Below are 20,733 nucleotides of genomic sequence, written 5' to 3' on the forward strand. Positions count from 1 at the left end.
AATACCGTTCTGGCGATTGGAAGTTCATGGGCGCCCGGGGCCGTCTCGCCACATCCGGGGGCGTCTTGTCTGAGGGCGGAGATAGGAAGAATTGCTGCAAAAGTCAAATTGATTGGCCGTTAATTCTAAACGCCGGGGCACAACCAGAGCGATTTTTGCTAGGTTTCAGCCATGACCCGTGATTCGGGCAGTTTGCAACTGGGGGACCCAATGAAGAAACTTGCAGCGGAATTTTTCGGCACCTTCGTGCTGGTGTTTGGCGGGTGCGGCGCGGCCGTGCTGGCGGCGGGCTTTCCGGGCCTCGGCATCGCCTTCGCGGGCGTGGCGCTGGCCTTTGGCCTCACCGTGCTGACCATGGCCTATGCCGTGGGCCATATCTCCGGCGGCCATTTCAACCCGGCTGTCACCGTGGGCTGCGCCACGGCGGGCCGCCTGCCGTGGAGCGATGTGCCGGGCTATATCATCGCCCAGGTGGTGGGCGGCGCTGCCGCCGCCGCGGTGCTTTATCTCATCGCCTCCGGCAAGGCTGATTTCGCAGGCGTCGGCGGCTTCGCCACCAATGGCTATGGCGAGCTTTCGCCCGGCAAATATGGGCTGGGCGCGTGCTTCCTGATCGAGGTGGTGCTGACGGCGGTGTTCCTGATCATCATCCTGGGGTCGACGCACCGTCTCGCGCCGGTTGGCTTCGCGCCGATCGCCATCGGCCTGGGGCTGACGCTGATCCACCTGATCTCGATCCCCGTCACCAACACCTCCGTGAACCCGGCCCGCTCCACCGCCGTGGCGCTCTTCGCGCAGACGGGCGCGCTGAGCCAGCTCTGGCTCTTCTGGGTGGCGCCGATCATCGGGGCCGTCATCGGCGCCCTGATCCACAAGGTGCTGCTCAGCGACGACTGAGCTTCCGCGAAACGGCGCTGCGCCGGTCAATGACCGTGTGCCGGTACAGCGCCTCATCTATTCTCAAATCCTGCGGCGCAGGCCATGCGAGACCGGTAAGGTCCAGCATGGTCTGTGCGTTTGAGGCCATCTTCGACATGCCGGTGCCGCCTTCGGCGAAGCGCGCCACGGCATTCTCCGCAAGCCTGACGACCTGGCCATTGTTCGGCGCATTGATGCCCCTGGTGCAGGGGAAAGCCGAGATGACATCCTCAAACATGAGCCCCACGCCGGGGCCGATGACGCGCAACAGGCTCGCCAGCGCGCTGATGCCATAGCTCCGGCTATAGACGGGAAGGCCGATGACGCCGCCGCAGGTGAGCTTCATCAGCACATGGGTTTTGCTGCGGCCGATCTCCACGAAATGCGTCTGCTTGAGGCCGGTAAAGGGCAGATCGCGGGACTTCGCCTCATCGGTGATGCGAAACAGGACCTGTGCGGAAAGCCCGGTGGCGATGGTCTGGTAGGGCACGGGCGAGGCTGTGCCTTGTGCATAGCGGTAAGTCGCCGTGGGGCCGAGCGAGAGGCCGAGATGATCGAGGGGCAGGCAGGTGATCGAGCCGGTGGCGGGATCGGCCAGCGTGACGCCCGTGGCTTTGCCCTTGTCAAAATAAATGCCGTCGATGCGGCGGCGGTGGTGATATCGGATGCCCAGCGGCTCCATGGCGGCGCGGCAGACCTGATCGAAGCCGTGGCGGATGCAGGCGTTCTCGGGGAAGAGATCGCCCGCCGCCACGCGCGCTGTGATGCCGGGGCCATAGAAATGTTCCAGCTTCTCCGCCGTGAGGGCCTGCGGATCAAGGCCCACATGAGCGCGAAGCTCGCGGTTGTCGCGCGCCGCATGGGCCACATGCGCGGCCGTGAAGAACAGGAAGATGGCGCGCTTGCGGCTGTTGTCGAGGCGGAAGGGTTGGCCAAGCCGCTGTTCCAGCCATGACATGAGATGGGTGGAGACCAGCGAAGCGCGGCGGCTTTTGGCGTGATCGTCGTCCAGTCCCAGAAGGCGCTTCAGCGATTGCGCGAGGCCGTGCAACTCGTTTCCGGCATAGATCGGCACATCGCGCCATGAGAGCGCATGGGGCCACAGATCGACCTTGCGGTAGTCATAAGAAAGCGCCACGGCGGGATCGGGCTCGCCGAAGATCGCGCGCTTCAGCGCGGTGAAGAAAATGCCATGGCCGGTGTTGTCATATTCGGCATTGAGGGCATTGGCGTGGTTCACATGCTCGTAAGAGGCCGAGCCGCTCTCGTTCGATTGCTCCGCGCCATCGAGCACGAAATGCACCTCATGCGTGCCGTTCAATGCGGCAAGCAATGCCGCGATCTTGGCGGCAGGCCCCCCTGCGAAAAGCGCGACGGGCTTTCCGCGCGGCGCATCGAGGATGGCGCGGTGACCGGCAGGCGCTTCGTGGATGCCGCGCAGGATGACGGTGTTTTCGCCGCGCCGGCGGATGGCGCGGCGGAAATGCTCCGCATACGGATTTTCACAGGCGAGTTCCGGCTGGCTGGCAAGGATGTTCCCCATCGCCTGCTTCGCCGCGCTGCTCCCGTTCACCCACACGCCTTTGCCTTCCGTGAACGGCCCTTCGAGCAGATGGCCGAGATAGGCCGCGCCGTCGGGGTTCAGCGCCGTCATGGCGGCGCGCAATCCGGCGATCGTGGTGAAGGCCGGATCGGGCGCCTGATTCAGATGCGGAATTTCAGGCGGCAAGGGCGTGGGTCTTTTCCACCAGCGCCCGCGCCGCGACGTCGAAAGCGCCGAACTGGTTTTTCATCTGCGCCGCGAGTTCCGGAAATTCCGCCCGCCGCTTCGCCCAGAGCTGCGAGGAGAAGTGCCAGGAATTGCCGCCCGCGTTGACTTCCAGGCAATAGGGCTTGCCGGTCGCGTGATCGACAACGAAATCGATGCCGAGCAGCGGGATCTCCGGAAACACAGCGGCGATCCGGAGCGCGACTTCGCCTTCAACCGGGAACTCGCGGAAGATCATCTGCCGCTTGCCCTTCTGCGTGAAGCTGTGGGAGGCCAGCATGGCATCGTCGCAGGATGCGAGCGGCGGCGTTTCATCATCGGCGATATAGGTGAGGGAATAGATGATCTTGCCGAGAAAGACCGCGACCCGCACGCTCGACGCATGCGGCCCCGTGTCAATGAAGCGCTGCACGAGATAGCCGTGGCGCGCCTTGTGGATGGGATGATCGGCGGGAAAATCGCTTGGGCGCAGCTCCTGCAGGCGTTCGCGCCGGAACACGTCGATGCCGTCGCCCTTGGTGGTGAAGGCGAGGTCCGCCGGCTTGATGAGAGCGTGCGATCCGAACATGATGGGATCGAGCTTCATGCCGTACTGGAAGGGAAGGGCGGGCGGCACGGCGATGCCCGCCTGCTGCATGCGCTTGGCCTGGGTGATCTTGTCGATGGCGCGGTTGGCGAGGATGGGGCCGCGCGCGATCTTCAGCTTGTAGTCGGATGTGAGCGCCACGGTGAGCGTGGGCCGTTGCCAAACCTCGGGCGGCAGTTGCGCATTGATCTGGGCGGGCACCGAATAGATCGTGATGTCATCATCCAGCGCGAACACCTTTTGCGAAATCAGGTCGAAATCCGCCTCATAGTCCGGGCCGCGATGGATGATGATGAGATTGCGCCGTGTCATGGAGAAAGCGTGTCCCGGATGAAAAAGGCCCCCTCCACGGCATGTGGAGGAGGCCCGAGTCGTGATCGAACCTTGTGGTGGCTTTTCAGGCCGCCAGATCGAAGCGGTCGAGGTTCATGACCTTCGTCCAGGCGGCCACGAAGTCGTTGACGAAGGCCTCCTTCGCGTCGTCCTGGGCATAGACCTCGGCCAGCGCCCGAAGCTGGGCGTTGGAGCCGAAGACGAGGTCGACGCGGGTGGCCGTCCATTTCGGCTGGCCGGTGGCGCGGTCCTTGCCCTCGAAAGTGGCCTGCGCGGGGCTTGTGGACGTCCACACCGTGCTCATGTCGATCAAGTTGGCGAAGAAGTCGTTGCTAAGCGCCCCCGGCGTCTTGGTGAAGACGCCATGCTGCGAGCCGCCGGTGTTGGCGCCGATGACACGCAAGCCGCCAAGCAGCACCGCCATCTCCGGCGCGTTGAGCGTCAGGAGCTGCGCCTTGTCGAGCAGAAGCTGCTCTGACGGCACCGTGAAGTCGGCTTTCAGGAAGTTGCGGAAGCCATCGGCGACAGGCTCCAGCACTGAGAAGGACTCGGCGTCGGTCTGGGCATCGGTGGCATCGGTGCGGCCGGGCGCGAAGGGAACCTCCACGCTGTGGCCGGCATTACGCGCCGCCTGTTCAACGCCGGCGGAACCCGCCAGCACGATCATGTCGGCCAGCGAAATCTTCTTGGCGGTCTTCTGCGCCGCGTTGAATTCCGCCGCGAGGGTTTCGAGCGCCCCCAGCACCACGGCCAGTTCGGCCGGCTGGTTCACCGGCCAATCCTTCTGGGGGCTCAGGCGGATGCGGGCGCCATTGGCGCCGCCCCGCTTGTCGGAGCCGCGGAAGGTCGAGGCCGAGGCCCAGGCGGTGGAGACGAGCTGCGCCACCGTGAGGCCGGAGGCCAGGACCTTGGCCTTGAGCGCCGCAATATCCGCCGCATCGACCAGCGGGTGATCGACGGCCGGAACCGGATCCTGCCAGATCAGCTCTTCCGCCGGAACTTCTGGGCCGAGGTAACGGGCGCGCGGGCCCATGTCGCGGTGGGTGAGCTTGAACCAGGCGCGGGCAAAGGCGTCGGCAAACTCATCCGGGTTTTCAAAGAAGCGGCGCGAAATCTTTTCGTAAGCCGGATCGGCGCGCAGCGCGATGTCGGAGGTGAGCATGGCGGGCGCGCGGCGCTTCGTCTTGTCATGCGCATCGGGGATGGTGTTGGCGCCCGCGCCGTTCTTGGGCTGCCATTGGTTGGCTCCGGCGGGGCTCTTGGTCAGCTCCCACTCATAGCCGAAGAGATTCCAGAAGAAGTTGTTGCTCCACTTGGTGGGGGTGGAGGTCCACGTCACTTCAAGGCCTGAGGAGATCGTATCGCCGCCAAAGCCCGAGCCGAACTTGCTGGCCCAGCCCAATCCTTGCGCCGCGAGGTCGCTCGCTTCCGGGTCGGAGCCGACATTGGTGGCCTCGCCCGCGCCATGCGTCTTGCCGAAGGTGTGGCCGCCGGCGATGAGCGCCACGGTTTCCTCGTCGTTCATCGCCATGCGGGCGAAGGTGTCGCGGATGTCGCGCGCCGAGGCCAGCGGATCGGGATTGCCGTCCGGGCCTTCGGGGTTCACGTAGATGAGGCCCATCTGCACGGCAGCCAGCGGGTTCGCCAGATCGCGCTCGCCGGAATAGCGGCTGTGCGGATTCTTGGTGGGGGCGAGCCATTCGGTTTCAGCGCCCCAATAAACGTCCTGATCGGGCTCCCACACGTCGGCGCGGCCACCGGCGAAGCCGAAGGTCTTGAAGCCCATGGATTCGAGCGCCACGTTGCCGGTGAGGATGAGGAGATCGGCCCAGGAAATCCTGTTGCCGTATTTCTTCTTGATCGGCCACAGCAGGCGGCGGGCCTTGTCGAGGTTCACGTTGTCGGGCCAGGAATTGAGGGGGGCGAAACGCTGCTGGCCGGAGCCAGCGCCGCCGCGGCCATCACCCATGCGATAGGTGCCGGCACTGTGCCAGGCCATGCGGATGAAGAGGGGGCCATAGTGGCCGAAATCCGCCGGCCACCAGGGCTGGGAATCGGTCATCAGCTTGGTGAGATCGGCCTTCAGCGCCTTGAGATCGAGCTTGGCGAATTCCTTGGCGTAATCGAAGGTCTTCGCCATCGGCGTGGAGGTGTTGCCGTGCTGGTGGAGGATTCCGAGATTAAGCTGGTTTGGCCACCAGTCCCGGTTGCCGCGCATCGATACGCTGGTCACACCATGCACCACCGGGCATTTGCCCGCACTCTTCTCTGGCTTGAGATCCATCACGCCTCTCCTCTGAAAGCTGGAATGTTTCTCATGTAGCAAAGTGAACCCATTTGTTCAAATCGTATTGCATTGGCCTGTTGATAAGATAAACTTATGGCATGCCGACATTGAGACAGCTCCGTTATTTTGAATCGCTGGCCCGCCACCTGAATTTCGGGCGCGCCGCTGCGGAATGCGCCATTTCACAGCCTGCCTTGTCCCTCCAGATCCAGGACTTGGAGACGAAACTCGGCATCGAACTCGTGGAACGTGGCAAGGCGGCGATCAGCCTGACGCCGGTGGGGCAGGATGTCGCGGTGCGTGCAGGCCGCATTCTGGCCGAGGTGGGCGATCTTGTGGATTTCGCCCGGGGACGCGGCAAGCCCTTGAGCGGGCCGCTGCGGCTGGGCGTGATTCCCTCGATCGGGCCCTATCTTCTGCCGTCGATCCTGCCGGTGCTGCGCGCCGAAGCGCCGGAGCTTGAATTGCAGGTGCGCGAAAGCCAGACGGCGCAGCTTCTGGACGCGCTCATGGACCGCAAGATCGATTTGATCCTGCTTGCCCTTCCCATCGACCGGCCGGGCGTGACGCAGGTGGGATTGTTTGAAGACCCGTTTTTCGTGCTGACGCCGAGCGGCCACAGGCTGGCCGGGCAGGGCGCCATCGCCATGGATGATCTCCAGAGTGAAAAAGTGCTGCTGCTGGAGGAGGGGCATTGCCTGCGCGATCAGGCGCTGAACCTCTGTTCGCAGGCGGGCGTGGATGGCGTGGAGGAATTCGGCGCGACGAGTTTGGCGACCATCGTGCAACTGGCGGGCAATGGCTATGGCGTGACCATCCTGCCGGAACTCGCCCGCGAGGTGGAGACGCGGAGCCACGCCCATGTGGCGGTAGCGGATTTCGCAAGGCCGCGCCCCTCACGCACCATCGGCCTCGCGTGGCGCGACACGTCACGCCGCAAGGAGGATTTCCTCGAATTCGGCCGCCTCATCAGGCAAGCGCGGGCGGCGTAAGCAGGGCTGACCCATTTCGTGATTTGACGATTGCGCGGGGAAGACCCACGTTGAATACACAAGACAAGGCAGAGAGGTCTCGAACACTGATGCCGCCGACGCAAAGCATCGCCATCTGACCGGACCGGAGACGGGCATGATGGCGCGATCACATACCCGGTTTCTGCCGCAGCCCCTGGCTGCATGAAGACAAGTCCCATCGTGGACAAAGTGCAAGCTGCACGGACAGGCCCCGCGAGGCACATCACCTCCGGGGCCGCTTTATTTTCCGGAGTCAAATAAAAAAAGGGCGGCCTAAGCCGCCCCTTCCACTGTTGCGATCCAGCTGATGATGGCTTCCGAGAAGCCATCGATGCGCCGCCACGGGCCGAAGCCCACGGCGTGCTGGTAGGATGCCACGTTCACCATGTAGCCGAGGCCACGAGGCGCCGGAACCTTGTCGTGCGACTGCTCGTCGGTGAAGACGATCAGGCGTTCGCCCTTCACGTCCACTTCGGAAACAGCGGCGCCGAGGTAGGTTCCGCCATGCGGCTGGCTCATCACGATGGCATCGCGCAAGGCGAAACCATGGCGCGGCGGCACCTTCTTCACCCCTTGCGAGAAGGTGAAGATTTCAACCTCCTCGCACACTTCGCGGGCGAGGATTGCAAGGCCGCAGGCCGCATCGAGCCGCGTCATCTCCGACTGATGCGACATCACCGCATCCATCGAGCCTGACACGTCGATCAAAAGCCGCGTCTTGCCGGGCAGCTTCACGTGGCCCGCCAGCGAGGACAGCATGGCCTGCTCGAGTTCGGGCTCGAAATCGGGCGCATGCCGGGCTGCCGTGATGAAGCGGAACGGCAGCACGCGCTCCGTCCGCATCTGGCTCAAGGCCCCGGCGATCACCTCGCGCGGCACCCCGGCCTTCTGCATCAGCCGGAGGTTCCGCAGGAGCGCGAGCGCGCCCAGCTTCTTTTCGGCGATCAGCCGTTCGAACACCTGGCGCTTGTCTTCGCCCGCCGAGAGCCCGACCTCCCAGGTGTCGGCCGCAACCAGCTCGCCATCGACAAGCTGCTTCCAGACCTTTTCCTGTTCGGCGTCCTTCGGCTTCGCGTGGACGAGGAACAGCACGTCGCGCAGGCGCACGGCACCGTCCCTGTCGTACTTGGCAAGCTGGTAGGCGTCGAACTTGGCCAGGGCCCTGGCGAGGCCCTTCTTCACCTGCGCCGAGACGGCCTGCTTCTTGCGCTGCTGCATCGGCCCCAGCGCATCCGCCCAGTAGATGGCGAGAAACTCGGTCATCTCGTCGGGTCGCTGGATGACGCGTGCCAGCGTTTCGGCCACCAGCCCGCGATGGCTGGGAAGCCTTGCCATTTCGCGCACCACCAGAAGCGGCGCGTGGCGGAGCTTCATGGCCTCGCGGGCCTCCACCGCAAGCGCGGCGCAAACCTCGGGCTTGACCTCCGCGACAAGCGCCCGGATGCGCTCGGCGATGGTGACACCGCTGTCGTAGAACTGGTCCTCCCACAGGAGGCAGTTCATCAGTGTACGGCGCAATTCGGCTTCGGGGCCAAGCTTGACCGCCGGCCCGCCTTCACGGGTGAAAACCCGCTTGATCTTGTTGAGGGTGCTCATGGGAATGCCTCCTTTCGTGAGCGTAGGGTTAAGCTGGATTGGCCCCGGCGGGGAACAGGCGACGCTGCAACCGGCCTTGCGGCCGCCCCGGCGACCTCCGCGAACGCGCAACGCGTCCGGGGCGTCTTTTCCGGGTCCCGAAGAAACAGCGATCTTCACCACCGCCGGGGGAAGGAAGATATTGGGCCGCCGGGAACGGGCGATGCCGGAACGCCACGTGCGTGGCTGGCGCTCTGGCCACTGAGCTACGGATCATCAGACCCGGCGGGAGTCGAACCCGCGTCCTCCTCGGTGCTATCGAAGTACCGGCGATCTTCACCACGGCGGCCCAAAGAAAAAGGCGGGGAACAGGCAATACTGTACGTTGCTCTACCGGCTAAGCTACGGCGGCAGGGCTGCCGCCGGCGGGACTCGAACCCGCGACCCACGAAGGAGCAGTATTTTCACCACCGCCAGCGGCCCCGCGCGTGAGAGGCGGGGCCGCTTTGGAACAAGTAGCCGGGGAACGGGCGATGCCGAGACGCCATGTGGATTTCTCCCCATGGCAAGCGCTCTGTCCGCTGAGCTACGGGTGCATGGAACACCCGGCGGGAGTCCAACCCGCGACCTCTCGATTATCAGTCGAAGTAACGGCAATCTTCACCACCGGCCGGGTGGAAAGGCGGGGAACTTTCGGCGCCCTGGCGGATTCGAACCGCGCTCCGGCCATGGGCCGGAGTTCATCCACGAAGCATCGGGCACCTTCACCACCGCCAGCGGCCCCGCGTGAGATGCGGGGCCGCTTTGGGACAGGAAATATGGCTGGGGAACGGGCGGCATCCGGACTGCCCTGACGGGCGCGTTCGGCCACGGCATTTCTGCCGGTGGGGTTTGAACCCACAAATTCCGCGCTTTTGACGCGGCGCCTTTACCGGAGGAACGGATGTCTTCACCACCAGCCTCTTCCGGGGAGCAAGCGGCGGACGGATCGGCCGAAGCCATCGTTAAGAGCGAAGTATCCGTCCGTCTTCACCACCGGAAGACAGGGTTGGCCGGGGAACGGGCGATCATGGAAAGAAAGGTATCGCCCGGCGCAAACCGCCTCCTTGCGGAGGCTATCGCAATCCCGCGTCGCACAGGGCTTCGCGAGCCCCATTCCACGGTACGCATGAACGACCCTTGGGTGAGCGAAGGATCCACGATCTTCACCACCGGCCAAAGACTAAATAAAATTTCAAAAAGCGGATACCTTTCGTATCCGCTCCGCCATTGGTGGACCGCGGAGAGCATGACTCTCCGCGCCGTTCCCTCCGGCGGGCCCCGCGCTTGTGGATCCGGGTCTCCATCGTCACGTTACGGAGGGACAATAAAAAACCCCTCCGGAGCATCTGCTCGGGAGGGGTTGCCGCAGCGAACCATCTGTCCGCCGTCAGGCACCGCTCCCATGCGCAAATGCATCTCCCGCCCTGTTCAGGCAGGTATGGCTGGCTGATTTTTCAATCATCACGCGCATGGTTTCTCATCATGTGCTGCGCGCACCATTGCGGGCAGCGGGAGGCGCGTATAGGACGGGCGGCGATCCGCAGTCAAGTATAATTTCGCCGTGTAAGCAAAAAATATCGCTTGGGGATTTATTCGAGGCGCGAAGGAAATCCCGGGGCGCGGAGATCGGTGTGCAGCACATCCTCCAGAAGCTTGGCGATCTGGGTGGACTGCGCCGAACCGCCATAGGCGGCCTTGCCCTTCACGAAGGTCTGGTTGGTGAGCGAGGCGAGATCGAGCGGCACGCCGAATTCCCTGCCGAAATTCATGGCGAAGCCCAGGTCTTTCAGCGCCAGGTCCATGGTGAAGGCAATGTCATAGCTGCCGTTGAGGATGAGCTGGCCCTCCGTCTCATGCACGAAGCTGGTGCCGCTCGACGCCGAGATCGCCGCCCAGGCCTGCGCCAGATCGAGCCCGCCGCGCTTCGCCAGCATCAGCGCCTCGGCATCGGCGACGAGATGGATGAAGGCCAGCATGTTGGTGATGACCTTGATGATGGCGGCGGAGCCGATCGGCCCCATGTGGAAGAGGCGGTTGCCGATGGCTTCAAGCGCGGCCTTGTGCTGCACGAACAGCGCCGGTTCGCCGCCCGCCAGCACGGTGATCTCCCCCCGCGCCGCCAGATGCACGCCGCCGGTGACGGGAGCTTCGAGAACCTTGACGCCTTTGGCTTCAGCGATGCCTGCGAGGCGCTGCATCTCATCGCGCCCGTTGGTGGAGTTTTCGATCCATGTGCCGCCGGGCTTTAGCCCCTCGAGAATCTGGCCGAGCACCTTTTCGGAGACGGTTGGCGAGGGCAGGCAGGTGAAGACATGATCGACCTGCGCCGCGAGTTCCTTCGGCGAGGCCGCCCATTTGGCGCCCGCCTTGATATGGCGTTCGGCGAGGGCCGGATCGAGATCGTAAACCGTCACGTCAAACCCTGCGCGGATCAGGCTCATCGCAATATGCCCGCCGAGATTGCCGAGACCGATATAGCCGTAAGACATCTTTGCTCCTTTGTTGTCCTTCTCCCGCGAGGGGAGAAGGAAGGCGGCGGGAGAGGACGGTTACTCCTCCTTCCGCAGCACGCGGTTGGTCATTTCGAGATGCAGCTTGTCGCCGGTGTAGGGATGGGCGGCGGCCACCTCTTCGTCGAGTTCGATGCCGAGGCCGGGTTCGGTGGGGAGGATCACGTAGCCGTTTTCCCACCGGATGGGCTTCTTCAAGATCTTTGAATGGAAACCGCCCCATTGCTCGATCGATTCGAGGATGAGGAAATTGGGCAGCGTCGCCGCGAAGTGGATGTTGGCGGCGCCTTCCACGGGCCCGGCATAGAGATGCGGGGCGATCTGCGCGTAATAGGTTTCAGCCATGCCGGCGATTTTCTTGGCTTCCATCAAGCCGCCGACACGGCCCAGCGCCATTTGCAAAATGGAGGCGGCGCGGTTTTCGAGAACGCGGGCGAATTCATATTTCGTGGTGAGGCGTTCGCCAGTCGCCACCGGAATGGAGGTGCCGCGCGCCACCAGCGCCATCTCTTCGGGTTTTTCCGGCGGCACCGGCTCCTCGAACCACAGGGGATCGAAAGGCTCGATCTTCTTCGCGAAGCGGATGGCGCCTGCGGTCGTGAATTGTCCGTGGGTGCCGAACAGCAGATCGGCTTTGGTGCCCACCGCCTCGCGGATGAGCTTGCAGAACTTCACGCAGAGATCCATCGATTCAAGCGAGGGCTGGCGCGGATCGAAGGCGGAATAGGGGGCGGCGGGATCGAACTTCACGGCGGTGAAGCCTTGGCTCACATAATGCGCCGCACGCTCCGCCGACTGCTCGGCATTCCAGTAGATCGAATCATCCTGGCCCTTCGACAGGTCGGGATAGATATAGGTGTAGGAACGCAAGCGCTCATGCACGCGGCCGCCGAGCAGCTCATAGATGGGCTTGCCCACAGCCTTGCCAATGATGTCCCACAGCGCGATCTCGAGGCCCGACAGCACACCCATCAGCGACACATCGGGGCGAAGCGTATAACCCGAGCCATAGACCTTGCGCCACATGGCCTCGAGGTGGAACGGGTCCATGCCTTCGATGTAGCGGCTGAAGGTGTCTTCGATCATTGCCGTCATGGCTTTGGGGCCGAAGGTGGCGCAGTAGCATTCGCCGATGCCGGTGATGCCGGTGTCGGTCGTGAGCTTCACGAACGTGAAATAGCGCCCGCCCCAGCCCGGCGGCGGATTGCCGACGATGAACACCTTGAGGTTTTGGATTTTCATGGGCGCGCGCTCCTGTCAGGAGCCCGAGTGATAGCGGCTTTCGGGCCCCAAGGGTGATGAATTTTTCTAACCGGAGGTGTGCCACGGCGCTTGTTTATGAAGGCAAATATCGTGCTAAGAGGCAGCTTCTTCACCTTTGGCGCGCATTCTCGGATCATGGAATTCGACTATATCATCGTGGGCGCGGGATCGGCGGGGGCCATCCTCGCCAACCGCATTTCGGAAAAGCATTCGGTGCTGCTGCTGGAGGCGGGGCCATCCGACAGCGCCTATTTCCTCGGCATGCCGATGGGCTATGGCCTGAGCTTCTACAATCCCAGATACAATTGGATGTATTGGTCGGAGCCGGTGCCGGGCCTGGGCGGCAGGCAGACCTATGTGCCGCGCGGCAAGGTGCTGGGCGGATCGTCCTCGATCAATGCCATGGTCTATATGCGGGGCCGCCCTCAGGATTTTGCCGACTGGGAGGCAGCGGCGGGGCCGGAGTGGAACTGGGAGAGCGTCACCCGGGCCTATGAGGCGGTGGAGGAAAAGCTCAAGATCGGCAGCATGGCGGATAAATCCCATCCCTTGTGCCAGCGCTATTTCGACGCCTGCCTGGCAATGGGCCTGCCGCTGAACCACAATCCCAATCACGGAACGCAGCATGGCGTGGGCTATAATCCCATCACCGTGCACAACGGGCGGCGCATGTCATCCTCGCATGTGTTTCTGTCGCCCGTGCGCCGCCGCGCCACGCTGAAGATCGAGACGGAGGCGATGGTGAGCCGCGTGCTGTTCGAGGGCACGCGCGCCGTGGGCGTGGCCTATGTGCGGGGCGGCGACCTGAAAAGTGTGCGGGCGCGGAAAGAGGTGATCCTCTCCGCCGGATCGATCAACACACCGCATCTGCTGCAGCTTTCGGGCGTGGGGCCGGCGGGCCTTCTGACGCGGCATGGCATCGCCGTGGTGGCCGCCAATGCGGAGGTAGGCCGCGCCATGCAGGACCATGTCTGCTACGATCATTATTACCGCGCCCGCGTGCCGACGATGAACGAGGAGCTTCGCCCGCTGCTGGGCAAGGCGAAGGCGGCGCTCGAATACGTGCTGTTCCGGAAAGGCTGGCTCTCCGGCAGCATGAACCAGGCGGGCGGCTATGTGCGCTCCTCGCCGGAGCGGGCGCTGCCCAATCTGCAACTCTATTTCTGCCCGGCGAGCTATGACAGGGCGCCGCCCAAGACGCGCAAGATGACGGAACCCGATGATTTTCCCGGCATCTCGATCAGCGTGTCCAATACGAGGCCAACCAGCCTTGGCAGCGTGGAACTGCGCTCGCCATCGCCCGCCGACGCTCCCGCCATCCAGCCCAATCTTCTGTCCACGGAGGAAGACGTGCAGGAGATGCTGGAAGGCGCGCATTTCCTGCGGCGGCTGAGCCAGACGCCGCAGCTTGCCGCCGTGCTGGAAGAGGAGTTCAAGCCGGGGCTGCAGGCGCGCTCCGACATTGACCTAATCTCGGACATCCGTACACGGAGCATTTCGGTGTTCCATCCCTCCTGCACGGTGCGGATGGGAGCGGCGCTTGACTCGCGGCTGCGCGTGAAAGGCGTGGAGCGGCTGCGGGTGATCGACGCCTCGTCTTTCCCCAATATCATCTCCGGCAACATCAATGCGCCGTCGATGATGGTGGGGTGGAAGGGCGCGGACATGGTCTTGGCTGACGCATGAGGCAGGAGCCCACGCGCACCAGGCGGTGGATGCGCCGCTTCGTGTTCCTGCTGGGGCTTTATCTCGTGGTAAGCTACGGCCTGCTGCCGCTGGTCTGGCGGCACTATGAGCATCAGAAGAAGCTGGCCGATGTGCCGATGCTCACCCACACGCCCGATGGCATTCCCGGCGATCCGGTCAACGTCGGCCTCGTGGGCGATGAGGCGGAGATGCTGAAGGCGATGAACCGCGCAGGCTGGTCTCCCGCCGATCCGGTGACGCTTGAATCAAGCATCCGCATCGTGGCGGGGATCGTGCTGGACCGCCGCTATGCCGATGCGCCGGTGAGCCCCTTGCTGTTGCTGGGCCGAAAACAGGATCTGGCCTTCGAGAAGGCGATCGGCACGAGCCCCGACCGGCGCAACCATGTGCGCTTCTGGAAGGTGCTGGAGCAGGGCGACGAGGGGCGGCCCGTGTGGCTGGGCGCGGCGACGCAGGATTCAGGCGTGGGCGTGAGCCACTACACCGGCGAATTCACCCACGCCATCGCGCCCAACATCGACGATGAGCGCAACCTGCTGATGGCCGATCTTGCGGCGGCGAAAATCGTGATGGCGTTTTACAATGTAACGGGCATCGGCCCCACCGTGCTGGCCTGGAATGGCGGCGGCGACCGCTATTTCACCGATGGCGAAGTGAAGATCGCGGTGATTGCCAGGGATGCCGCGCCGCAGGAAGAAGCGCCCGTCACCTATGACAGCCCGCCATGGATCGCCGCCAAGGACAGCCTGTGGGCGCAGGCGGTGGCAGCGGCAGGGGATTAGTTACCCTTCTCCCCTTGCGGGAGAAGGAGATGTTTCTCCAAACACCCCAGCGCCGCCGCGCGTCCAGTGGCGAAGCAGGCTTGCAGCAGATAGCCGCCAGTGGGGGCTTCCCAGTCCAGCATCTCACCGGCCACGAAGATGCCGGGGGCCTTCTTCAATTCATAATGGTCCGTCACCTCGTCCCACGCCACGCCGCCAGCGGAGGAGATGGCGCGCGCGAGGCCTGCGGGGCGCAGCAGGCGGAGCGGCATGGCCTTGATGCCTTGCGCGTCCGCTGCCGTTCCAGTCTCGCGCAGCAGGTTGATGGCGACGGGCGACAGCCCCGCCACCTTGCGCAGATAATTCGACTGTGAATCCTTGCCGCGCGGCCTGGTGAGGCGGGCGGCCAGCGCCTCCACCGTGAGGTCGGGGCGGAAGTCGATCATCACCGGCTGGCCCGGATGCTCGCGCAATCCCTTCGACAGCGCATAGATGGCGCCGCCTTCGATCCCTTCCTTGGAGATCATCAATTCGCCGCGGACCCGCTTGCCGGAATAGGTGAGGCCGACATTCTTGACCGGCGTTCCGGCGAAGCGCTCGCGGAACACGCTGGACCATGGAACAAGGAAGCGCGAATTGGCGGGCTTGAATGGCGTGACGCCGATGCCTTTTGCCGTGAAGGCCGGAATCCAGGAGGCATCGGAGCCGAGATGCGGCCAGCTTGCGCCGCCAAAGGCAAGGATGGACGGGGTTTCGCCAAATCCCGGCCACGGCGAACGGGTGATAAGTTTCACGCCCATCCCGTCGAGCCGCTTCAGCCAGGCGCGCAACAGCGGCGAGGCTTTCATCTGTTTCGGGAAGATGCGGCCCGAGGAACCGACGAAGGTTTCAATGCCGAGGCCATTGGCCCATGCCACCAGCGCGTCGGGCGGAAAGGCGCGGATGGCCGCTTCGATGCGCGGTTCCTGATAGCGCGCCAGGAAGGCGTCGAGCGGTTCGGAATGGGTGAGGTTCAGCCCGCCGCGCCCGGCCAGCAGAAACTTGCGCGCCGGTGCGGGCATGTGATCGTGAACAGTGACGGCGATGCCGGCTGAGGCCAGCACTTCGGCGGCCATCAGCCCAGAAGGGCCTGCGCCATAGACGGAAACAGAGTGTTGCAAGGGTTTGATCCGGGTTGGATGTGCTCCCTAGCAGAGCGTATCTGATATGTCAGATTTTCCTTCTCCCCCTGCGGGAGAAGGTGCCCCGAAGGGGCGGATGAGGGGTCGCTCGCTGCCGGCAGCCCCCTCATCCGGCGCTTCGCGCCACCTTCCCCCGCGAGGGGGGAAGAAAGAACTACTTATGCCGCTTCGCGCGAGAGCGGCTGGCACATGCAGTGGACGCCGCCGCCGGCCTGCAGGAACATGCTCATGTCGGGATCATAGACCGTGAAGCCCGCGGCGCGCATCTTGGTGTTGAGATCCTTGGCCGCCGTGGTGGAGAGAACACGGTCCTCGCCCAGCGTCACCACGTTGCAGCCAAGCGCCATGGTTTCCTTGAAGGAGGCGGGGATGATCTCGATCTTCTTCGACTTGAGCCAGGCGATCACGTCATCCTCGGTGGTCTCGAGGCAGACGGCGGCGCAGTGCTCGTTGAGCATGCAGACCATGAGATCGATGTGCACATAGAACTGGTCGATCGGCGCATATTTGATTTCCCAGCCTTCCTTCTGGAACCATTCCGCCACCTGCCGCGCCGCCACTTCCTCGGTGCGGTGATCGGTGAAGCCCACCAGCGCCAGCCCATCGCGCAGGATGTTGAAATCGCCGCCCTCGAAATTGCCGGCCGAGATCATGTCATAGATCGGAATATCGTTCTCGATGTAGAAGCGCAGAACCGCGGCATATTCGCCACGGCGGCGCGGATTGGCGAGCTGGCACAAGACCGCGCCATAGGGCGACATGAAAGACGAGTCGCGGGCATAGACCTGATAGGGGTTCGCCATGTCGAGGGGCAGGAAATGCGTGGTGACGCCCGCCTGATGGTAGGCGTCCACCATCTCGCGGTGCTGGCGCATCGCCACCTGCTTGTCGAACTTGTAGCCCTTGCGCAGCGTATCGCGCACGAGGGACGACCACGCGGCGTTTTCCAGCCCCATCCAGCGGAAGCTCTCGGCGGGCCCGAGCAGCACATCGTTGAGGCGGCCGGTTTCGGACTTCATCTCCCACCGGCCCTTGAGCTTCGGCGTGCCGCCGCCTTCGACACGGGCGCGGAGGGGAACGGGCTTGCTGGCGGTCATGGGGCGTCTCCTTCTGATGATGGCGATTGTCTACCGTAGCGAGGCGGCGGCGGAAATACCGCAAGGGGGTTATGCCCGGGACGACAGGAACCAGTGGAACAGTTCGGCCTGCGAGGAGACGGCGAGCTTGGCATAGATATGCTTGCGGTGGACGCGCACGGTCTCCACCGAAATTCTGAGACGCTGCGCCAAAGCCTTCGCCGAATGGCCTTCGAGCATGAGGTTCACCACTTCCGCCTCGCGGGCCGTCAACTGGCTGGCCTTGCGCGGCGCGGGCTTGGGTTGCGGCATGACGGCGTGGAGCGGGCCGGCGAGGCCCGCATGGCGCTGCGCGGCGGAGGCGAAGACCGCCATCAGGCGCGTGAGGGCCGCCGCATCGGCAGCGGAGAAGCGCGGTTCGCCGGTTGCGCGGGAGAGCGAGAGGAACAGCGTGCCATGCTCTTCCGGCAGCAGCAGGCCCAGCATGTCCGACACGCCGATCTGGCTGAAATAGCGCCGGTGATATTCGCTCGCCGAAAAGCCATCGGGCGCCACATCCTTGACGCGCGCCACGCGGGGGCCCTTGAGGCCGAGGCTGGCGCGGTAGAAGGGGCTGAGCAGATAGACGCCTTTGAGGTAATCGCCATACATGGCGGCGCGCTCGGCAGGTTTCAGGCGGTCGGCCAGCACTTCCGGCGGCGCGCCATCGGCAAAGCGCATGAGGGCCGCCGCATCATGGACGACGGCCTGTTCGGCAAGGGCGAGGAAACAGGTGGCAAAGCTGGTGTGCCCGATGGCATCGATGAGGGCGGCGATCGCTGCGGCGCTCACGGCCTCAATAGGGCAGGTCGAAATATTCGGGCGCGGTGAGGGCGTAGATATCGACCGCCGCGAATTTTCCGCCGCCTGCGGGATAATCGGAATGGGACTGGATGTGGCGGAAGCCGATGCGGCGCGCCAGGCGGCCCGAGGCTTCGTTTTCCTGCATCACCTTGCACCACACGCGCTCGGCGTTGAGCCGCTCGAAGGCAAGCCCCAGAAGCGCCTTGCCGATCTCTGTGCCAATCCCCATCGCCCACATGGCGGGATGGACGCCCCAGCCCAGTTCCAGAAGTTTCGGACGCTGGACGATGATGAAGCCGTCGCCCACCGCTTCGCCGGAGGATTTCTCTTCTGCCGCAAGATGAAACACATTGCGCCGCTCATCGCCCTGCCGCGCCACCGAGCGCATGACGAAAGCGCGGACCTCCGCCGGATCCGCCAGCTTCATGGCGATGTGACGCTGATAGGCGGGTTGCGTCATGAAGGCCGCGAAAGGCCTGCTGTCACGCAGTTCGATCTCGCGCAGAACGAGCTGTTCTGTCTCGGCGGGCGGCAGCGTGGCGAGCGTCTTCATTGCGACTCAAATTAACCTATCGGGCAGGGGATCGAAAGGGCAGTTTCGCACATTCATTTTTCATGCCAACGGGCTGGCCACCACACGCCAAATCATGCCACAATTCTCCGATAGGGGGCTTAATAGCAGCACTGTCCTTTTAACAATTCCGGGAACCGAACCATGAAGAAGATCATCGTCCTCGCCCTGGCCGCCAGCGTCAGCTTCGCCGCTGCCGCCGCTCCGGCCCTCGCGAACGACCCGTACTATTGCGACAACTATGCGCGCAAGAAAGCCAACCACGCGGCCAATGGCGGCAATGTGCTGGCAGGCACCGCCATCGGTGCGGGCGCCGGCGCCCTGGTCGGCGCCATCGTGGGCGGCCATCACAGCGTCGGCAAGGGCGCCATCATCGGCGGCGTCGGCGGCACGGTGGTTGGCGGAGTAAAAACGGACCAGAAGTGGAAGAAGAAATACAACAACGCCTATGCCCAGTGCATGAGCTGGTAAATCAGCCACAACCTGACATTCAAGGCCGGAGCCTCCGCTCCGGCCTTTTCTTTTGCGTGAATGCCGGATGAACGCGCGGTTCAAACCCGCTTCACGCACGGTCCGCCACACTCCCGCCATCAATCGAACACGCGAGGAGCACGGATCATGGTTGCGGTTACAAAGATTGCCCAGGTTGACACAGGTGTTCTGACCAGCGTCACCGTCACGGCATCCGGCATCACCGGGACATCGGGCAATGATCTCTTCTACGGAACGTCCGGCAACGATGACATTTACGGCGGCGACGGCAGCGACACGTTCTTCACAAGCGGCGGCAATGACATTTTCGACGGTGGCAATGGCGCCGACACGGTGAACTACATGGGCCGCGGCTTCGGCAACATCTTTGCCCCCGGCTACGGCGTCTCGGTAAACCTGGGCTTTGGCACCATGTTCTCGCTCGACCCCAACAGCACCAAGCACGACACGCTGAGCAACATCGAGAATGTGGTGGGCACCCGCTATGGCGACGTGCTGCAGGGCGATGAAGGCGGCAACATCCTCGATGGCCAGGGTGGCAGCGATTACCTCTTCGGCTGGGGCGGTACCGATTATCTCTATGGCGGAGCGGGCAGGGATTTTCTCTATGGCGGGGATGGCGCCGACACGCTGAGCGGCGGCTTGGGCAATGACGTGCTGAACGGCAACGATGGCATCGACACCGCCGATTACGGCTATGCCACGCAAGGCATGTTCGTGAGCCTGCTCAACGGCAATTCCTCGCTCATTTCAGACGCATCGATCGATGTCGACAGCCTGTACGGCATCGAGAATGTGACTGGCAGCACGTCAAGCGACTTTCTGCAAGGCGATAATGGAGCCAACACGCTTGATGGCGGCGACGGCAATGACAGCCTTTCCGGCTGGAATGGCAACGACTGGCTGATGGGCGGCAATGGCAATGATTTTCTCGAAGGCGGCGCGGGCGCCGACTACATGAACGGCGGCTTCGGCATCGACACGGCGATCTATCTCGACTCGGGCTCGGGCGTGAGCATCGATCTCAACTCCGGCCACGGCTCGGGCGGATATGCCGAAGGCGATTATCTGTCGCTGATCGAGAATGTCCAGGGCTCCCTCTATGCCGACACGCTGACGGGCAACGCGATTGCAAATACGCTGTCGGGCTTTGACGGCGATGACAAACTTCTGGGCGGCGGCGGTGATGACGTTCTGGATGGCGGCCGCGGCGCCGATATGCTGGATGGCGGTGCAGGAATCGACACCGCGAGTTATGCGTCGGCGGGTGCCGTGACCGTGAGCCTTGCAACGGGCAAGGGCACGGCGGGTGATGCTGCGGGCGACAAGCTGTCCAACATCGAAAATCTCACGGGCTCGGTCGCCAGCGACTCGCTGACCGGCGACAACAAGGACAACCGGCTGGACGGCGGCTATGGCGATGACCTGCTGAAAGGCGGCGGCGGCAACGACACGCTGATCGGTGGCCCAGGCTCGGACACCATGACGGGGGGCAGCGGCGATGACACCTTTGTGTTTTCGTCGATCTATGACAGCAACCCGAGCCCCGACTATATCACCGACTTCACGCAAGGCGACGACAGGATCGATCTCCACGCCATCGACGCGATGGGCGGCACGGGGCCTGACGATGCCTTCACCTTCATCGGCAATGGCGCCTTCAGCGGCGTGGCGGGCCAGCTTCATTACACCACCAGCGGCAACAGCACCTACATCTCCGGCGACATCAACGGCGACTCGGTGGCCGATTTCCAGATTGTTCTGAACACCAGCGTTCACCTCAACGCGGGTGATTTCATTCTCTGAG

General features: G+C 63.7%; 16 protein-coding genes. 6 read left to right on the top strand and 10 right to left on the bottom strand.

The features are described from left to right. Positions 1 to 210 precede the first annotated feature (210 nt). Positions 211 to 897, top strand: a complete 687-nt coding sequence (gene aqpZ / locus QM694_RS00680; protein WP_415005033.1) for an aquaporin Z — start codon at positions 211 to 213, stop codon at positions 895 to 897. Here the strand turns inward: aqpZ and QM694_RS00685 are convergent. From QM694_RS00685 to katG, 3 genes are all read right to left on the bottom strand, one after another. Then, positions 884 to 2,647: a hypothetical protein gene (locus tag QM694_RS00685; protein WP_415005034.1), complete on the bottom strand. Its 1,764-nt coding sequence runs from the start codon at positions 2,645 to 2,647 to the stop codon at positions 884 to 886. The genes aqpZ and QM694_RS00685 overlap by 14 nt on opposite strands. Beyond that, on the bottom strand, positions 2,637 to 3,584 hold the full coding sequence (locus tag QM694_RS00690) for a hypothetical protein (protein ID WP_415005035.1): 948 nt from the start codon (positions 3,582 to 3,584) through the stop codon (positions 2,637 to 2,639). Before QM694_RS00690 ends, QM694_RS00685 begins: the two co-directional genes overlap by 11 nt. Positions 3,585 to 3,669: 85 nt before the next feature. Beyond that, positions 3,670 to 5,889, bottom strand: coding sequence for a catalase/peroxidase HPI (gene katG / locus QM694_RS00695; RefSeq protein WP_415005036.1), 2,220 nt, complete (start codon positions 5,887 to 5,889; stop codon positions 3,670 to 3,672). A 101-nt stretch (positions 5,890 to 5,990) separates the two neighbouring features. Between katG and QM694_RS00700 the strand changes: the two genes are divergently transcribed. After that, the gene (locus QM694_RS00700) at positions 5,991 to 6,884 is read left to right on the top strand and encodes a hydrogen peroxide-inducible genes activator (RefSeq protein WP_415005037.1); all 894 of its coding nucleotides are present in this window, start codon (positions 5,991 to 5,993) and stop codon (positions 6,882 to 6,884) included. Positions 6,885 to 7,178: 294 nt separating this feature from the next. On the opposite strand, the gene QM694_RS00705 is transcribed toward QM694_RS00700, so the two are convergent. The 3 genes from QM694_RS00705 to QM694_RS00715 all read right to left on the bottom strand — a co-directional run bounded on the left by QM694_RS00705 (position 7,179) and on the right by QM694_RS00715 (position 12,274). Further along, positions 7,179 to 8,501 (bottom strand): TROVE domain-containing protein, encoded by a 1,323-nt coding sequence (locus QM694_RS00705; protein ID WP_415005038.1) that lies wholly within the window; start codon positions 8,499 to 8,501, stop codon positions 7,179 to 7,181. A gap of 1,610 nt (positions 8,502 to 10,111) precedes the next feature. Continuing rightward, on the bottom strand, positions 10,112 to 11,011 hold the full coding sequence (locus tag QM694_RS00710) for an NAD(P)-dependent oxidoreductase (RefSeq protein ID WP_415005039.1): 900 nt from the start codon (positions 11,009 to 11,011) through the stop codon (positions 10,112 to 10,114). A 60-nt stretch (positions 11,012 to 11,071) separates the two neighbouring features. Next, positions 11,072 to 12,274 (bottom strand): mandelate racemase/muconate lactonizing enzyme family protein, encoded by a 1,203-nt coding sequence (locus QM694_RS00715; protein ID WP_415005040.1) that lies wholly within the window; start codon positions 12,272 to 12,274, stop codon positions 11,072 to 11,074. A gap of 156 nt (positions 12,275 to 12,430) precedes the next feature. Here QM694_RS00715 and QM694_RS00720 point away from each other — a divergent pair, with 156 nt between their 5' ends. Together QM694_RS00720 and QM694_RS00725 are read left to right on the top strand one after the other, a co-directional pair. Then, positions 12,431 to 13,981 (top strand): GMC family oxidoreductase, encoded by a 1,551-nt coding sequence (locus tag QM694_RS00720; RefSeq protein WP_415005041.1) that lies wholly within the window; start codon positions 12,431 to 12,433, stop codon positions 13,979 to 13,981. After that, positions 13,978 to 14,784 (top strand): LssY C-terminal domain-containing protein, encoded by an 807-nt coding sequence (locus QM694_RS00725; protein ID WP_415005042.1) that lies wholly within the window; start codon positions 13,978 to 13,980, stop codon positions 14,782 to 14,784. The genes QM694_RS00720 and QM694_RS00725 overlap by 4 nt, the downstream gene beginning before the upstream one ends. Here the strand turns inward: QM694_RS00725 and QM694_RS00730 are convergent. The 4 genes from QM694_RS00730 to QM694_RS00745 form a co-directional block, all read right to left on the bottom strand. Next, on the bottom strand, positions 14,781 to 15,932 hold the full coding sequence (locus QM694_RS00730; RefSeq protein ID WP_415005747.1) for an NAD(P)/FAD-dependent oxidoreductase: 1,152 nt from the start codon (positions 15,930 to 15,932) through the stop codon (positions 14,781 to 14,783). The genes QM694_RS00725 and QM694_RS00730 overlap by 4 nt on opposite strands. A 170-nt stretch (positions 15,933 to 16,102) precedes the next feature. Continuing rightward, positions 16,103 to 17,041 carry a dimethylarginine dimethylaminohydrolase family protein gene (locus QM694_RS00735; protein ID WP_415005043.1) on the bottom strand — a complete coding sequence of 313 codons (939 nt, stop codon included), beginning with the start codon at positions 17,039 to 17,041 and terminating at the stop codon, positions 16,103 to 16,105. 69 nt (positions 17,042 to 17,110) lie between these two features. Next, positions 17,111 to 17,851, bottom strand: a complete 741-nt coding sequence (locus QM694_RS00740) for a response regulator transcription factor (RefSeq protein ID WP_415005044.1) — start codon at positions 17,849 to 17,851, stop codon at positions 17,111 to 17,113. Positions 17,852 to 17,855: 4 nt separating this feature from the next. Then, positions 17,856 to 18,416 carry a GNAT family N-acetyltransferase gene (locus tag QM694_RS00745; protein WP_415005045.1) on the bottom strand — a complete coding sequence of 187 codons (561 nt, stop codon included), beginning with the start codon at positions 18,414 to 18,416 and terminating at the stop codon, positions 17,856 to 17,858. 162 nt (positions 18,417 to 18,578) lie between these two features. Here QM694_RS00745 and QM694_RS00750 point away from each other — a divergent pair, with 162 nt between their 5' ends. Together QM694_RS00750 and QM694_RS00755 are read left to right on the top strand one after the other, a co-directional pair. Beyond that, entirely contained in the window at positions 18,579 to 18,905 is a 327-nt protein-coding gene (locus QM694_RS00750; RefSeq protein ID WP_415005046.1) for a YMGG-like glycine zipper-containing protein, read from the top strand. Positions 18,906 to 19,052: 147 nt separating this feature from the next. Then, positions 19,053 to 20,732 carry a M10 family metallopeptidase C-terminal domain-containing protein gene (locus QM694_RS00755; protein ID WP_415005047.1) on the top strand — a complete coding sequence of 560 codons (1,680 nt, stop codon included), beginning with the start codon at positions 19,053 to 19,055 and terminating at the stop codon, positions 20,730 to 20,732. Position 20,733 lies beyond the last annotated feature (1 nt).

Origin of the sequence: Aestuariivirga sp. (assembly GCF_047602625.1) — a bacterium.
Classification (GTDB): Bacteria; Pseudomonadota; Alphaproteobacteria; order Rhizobiales; family Aestuariivirgaceae; genus Aestuariivirga.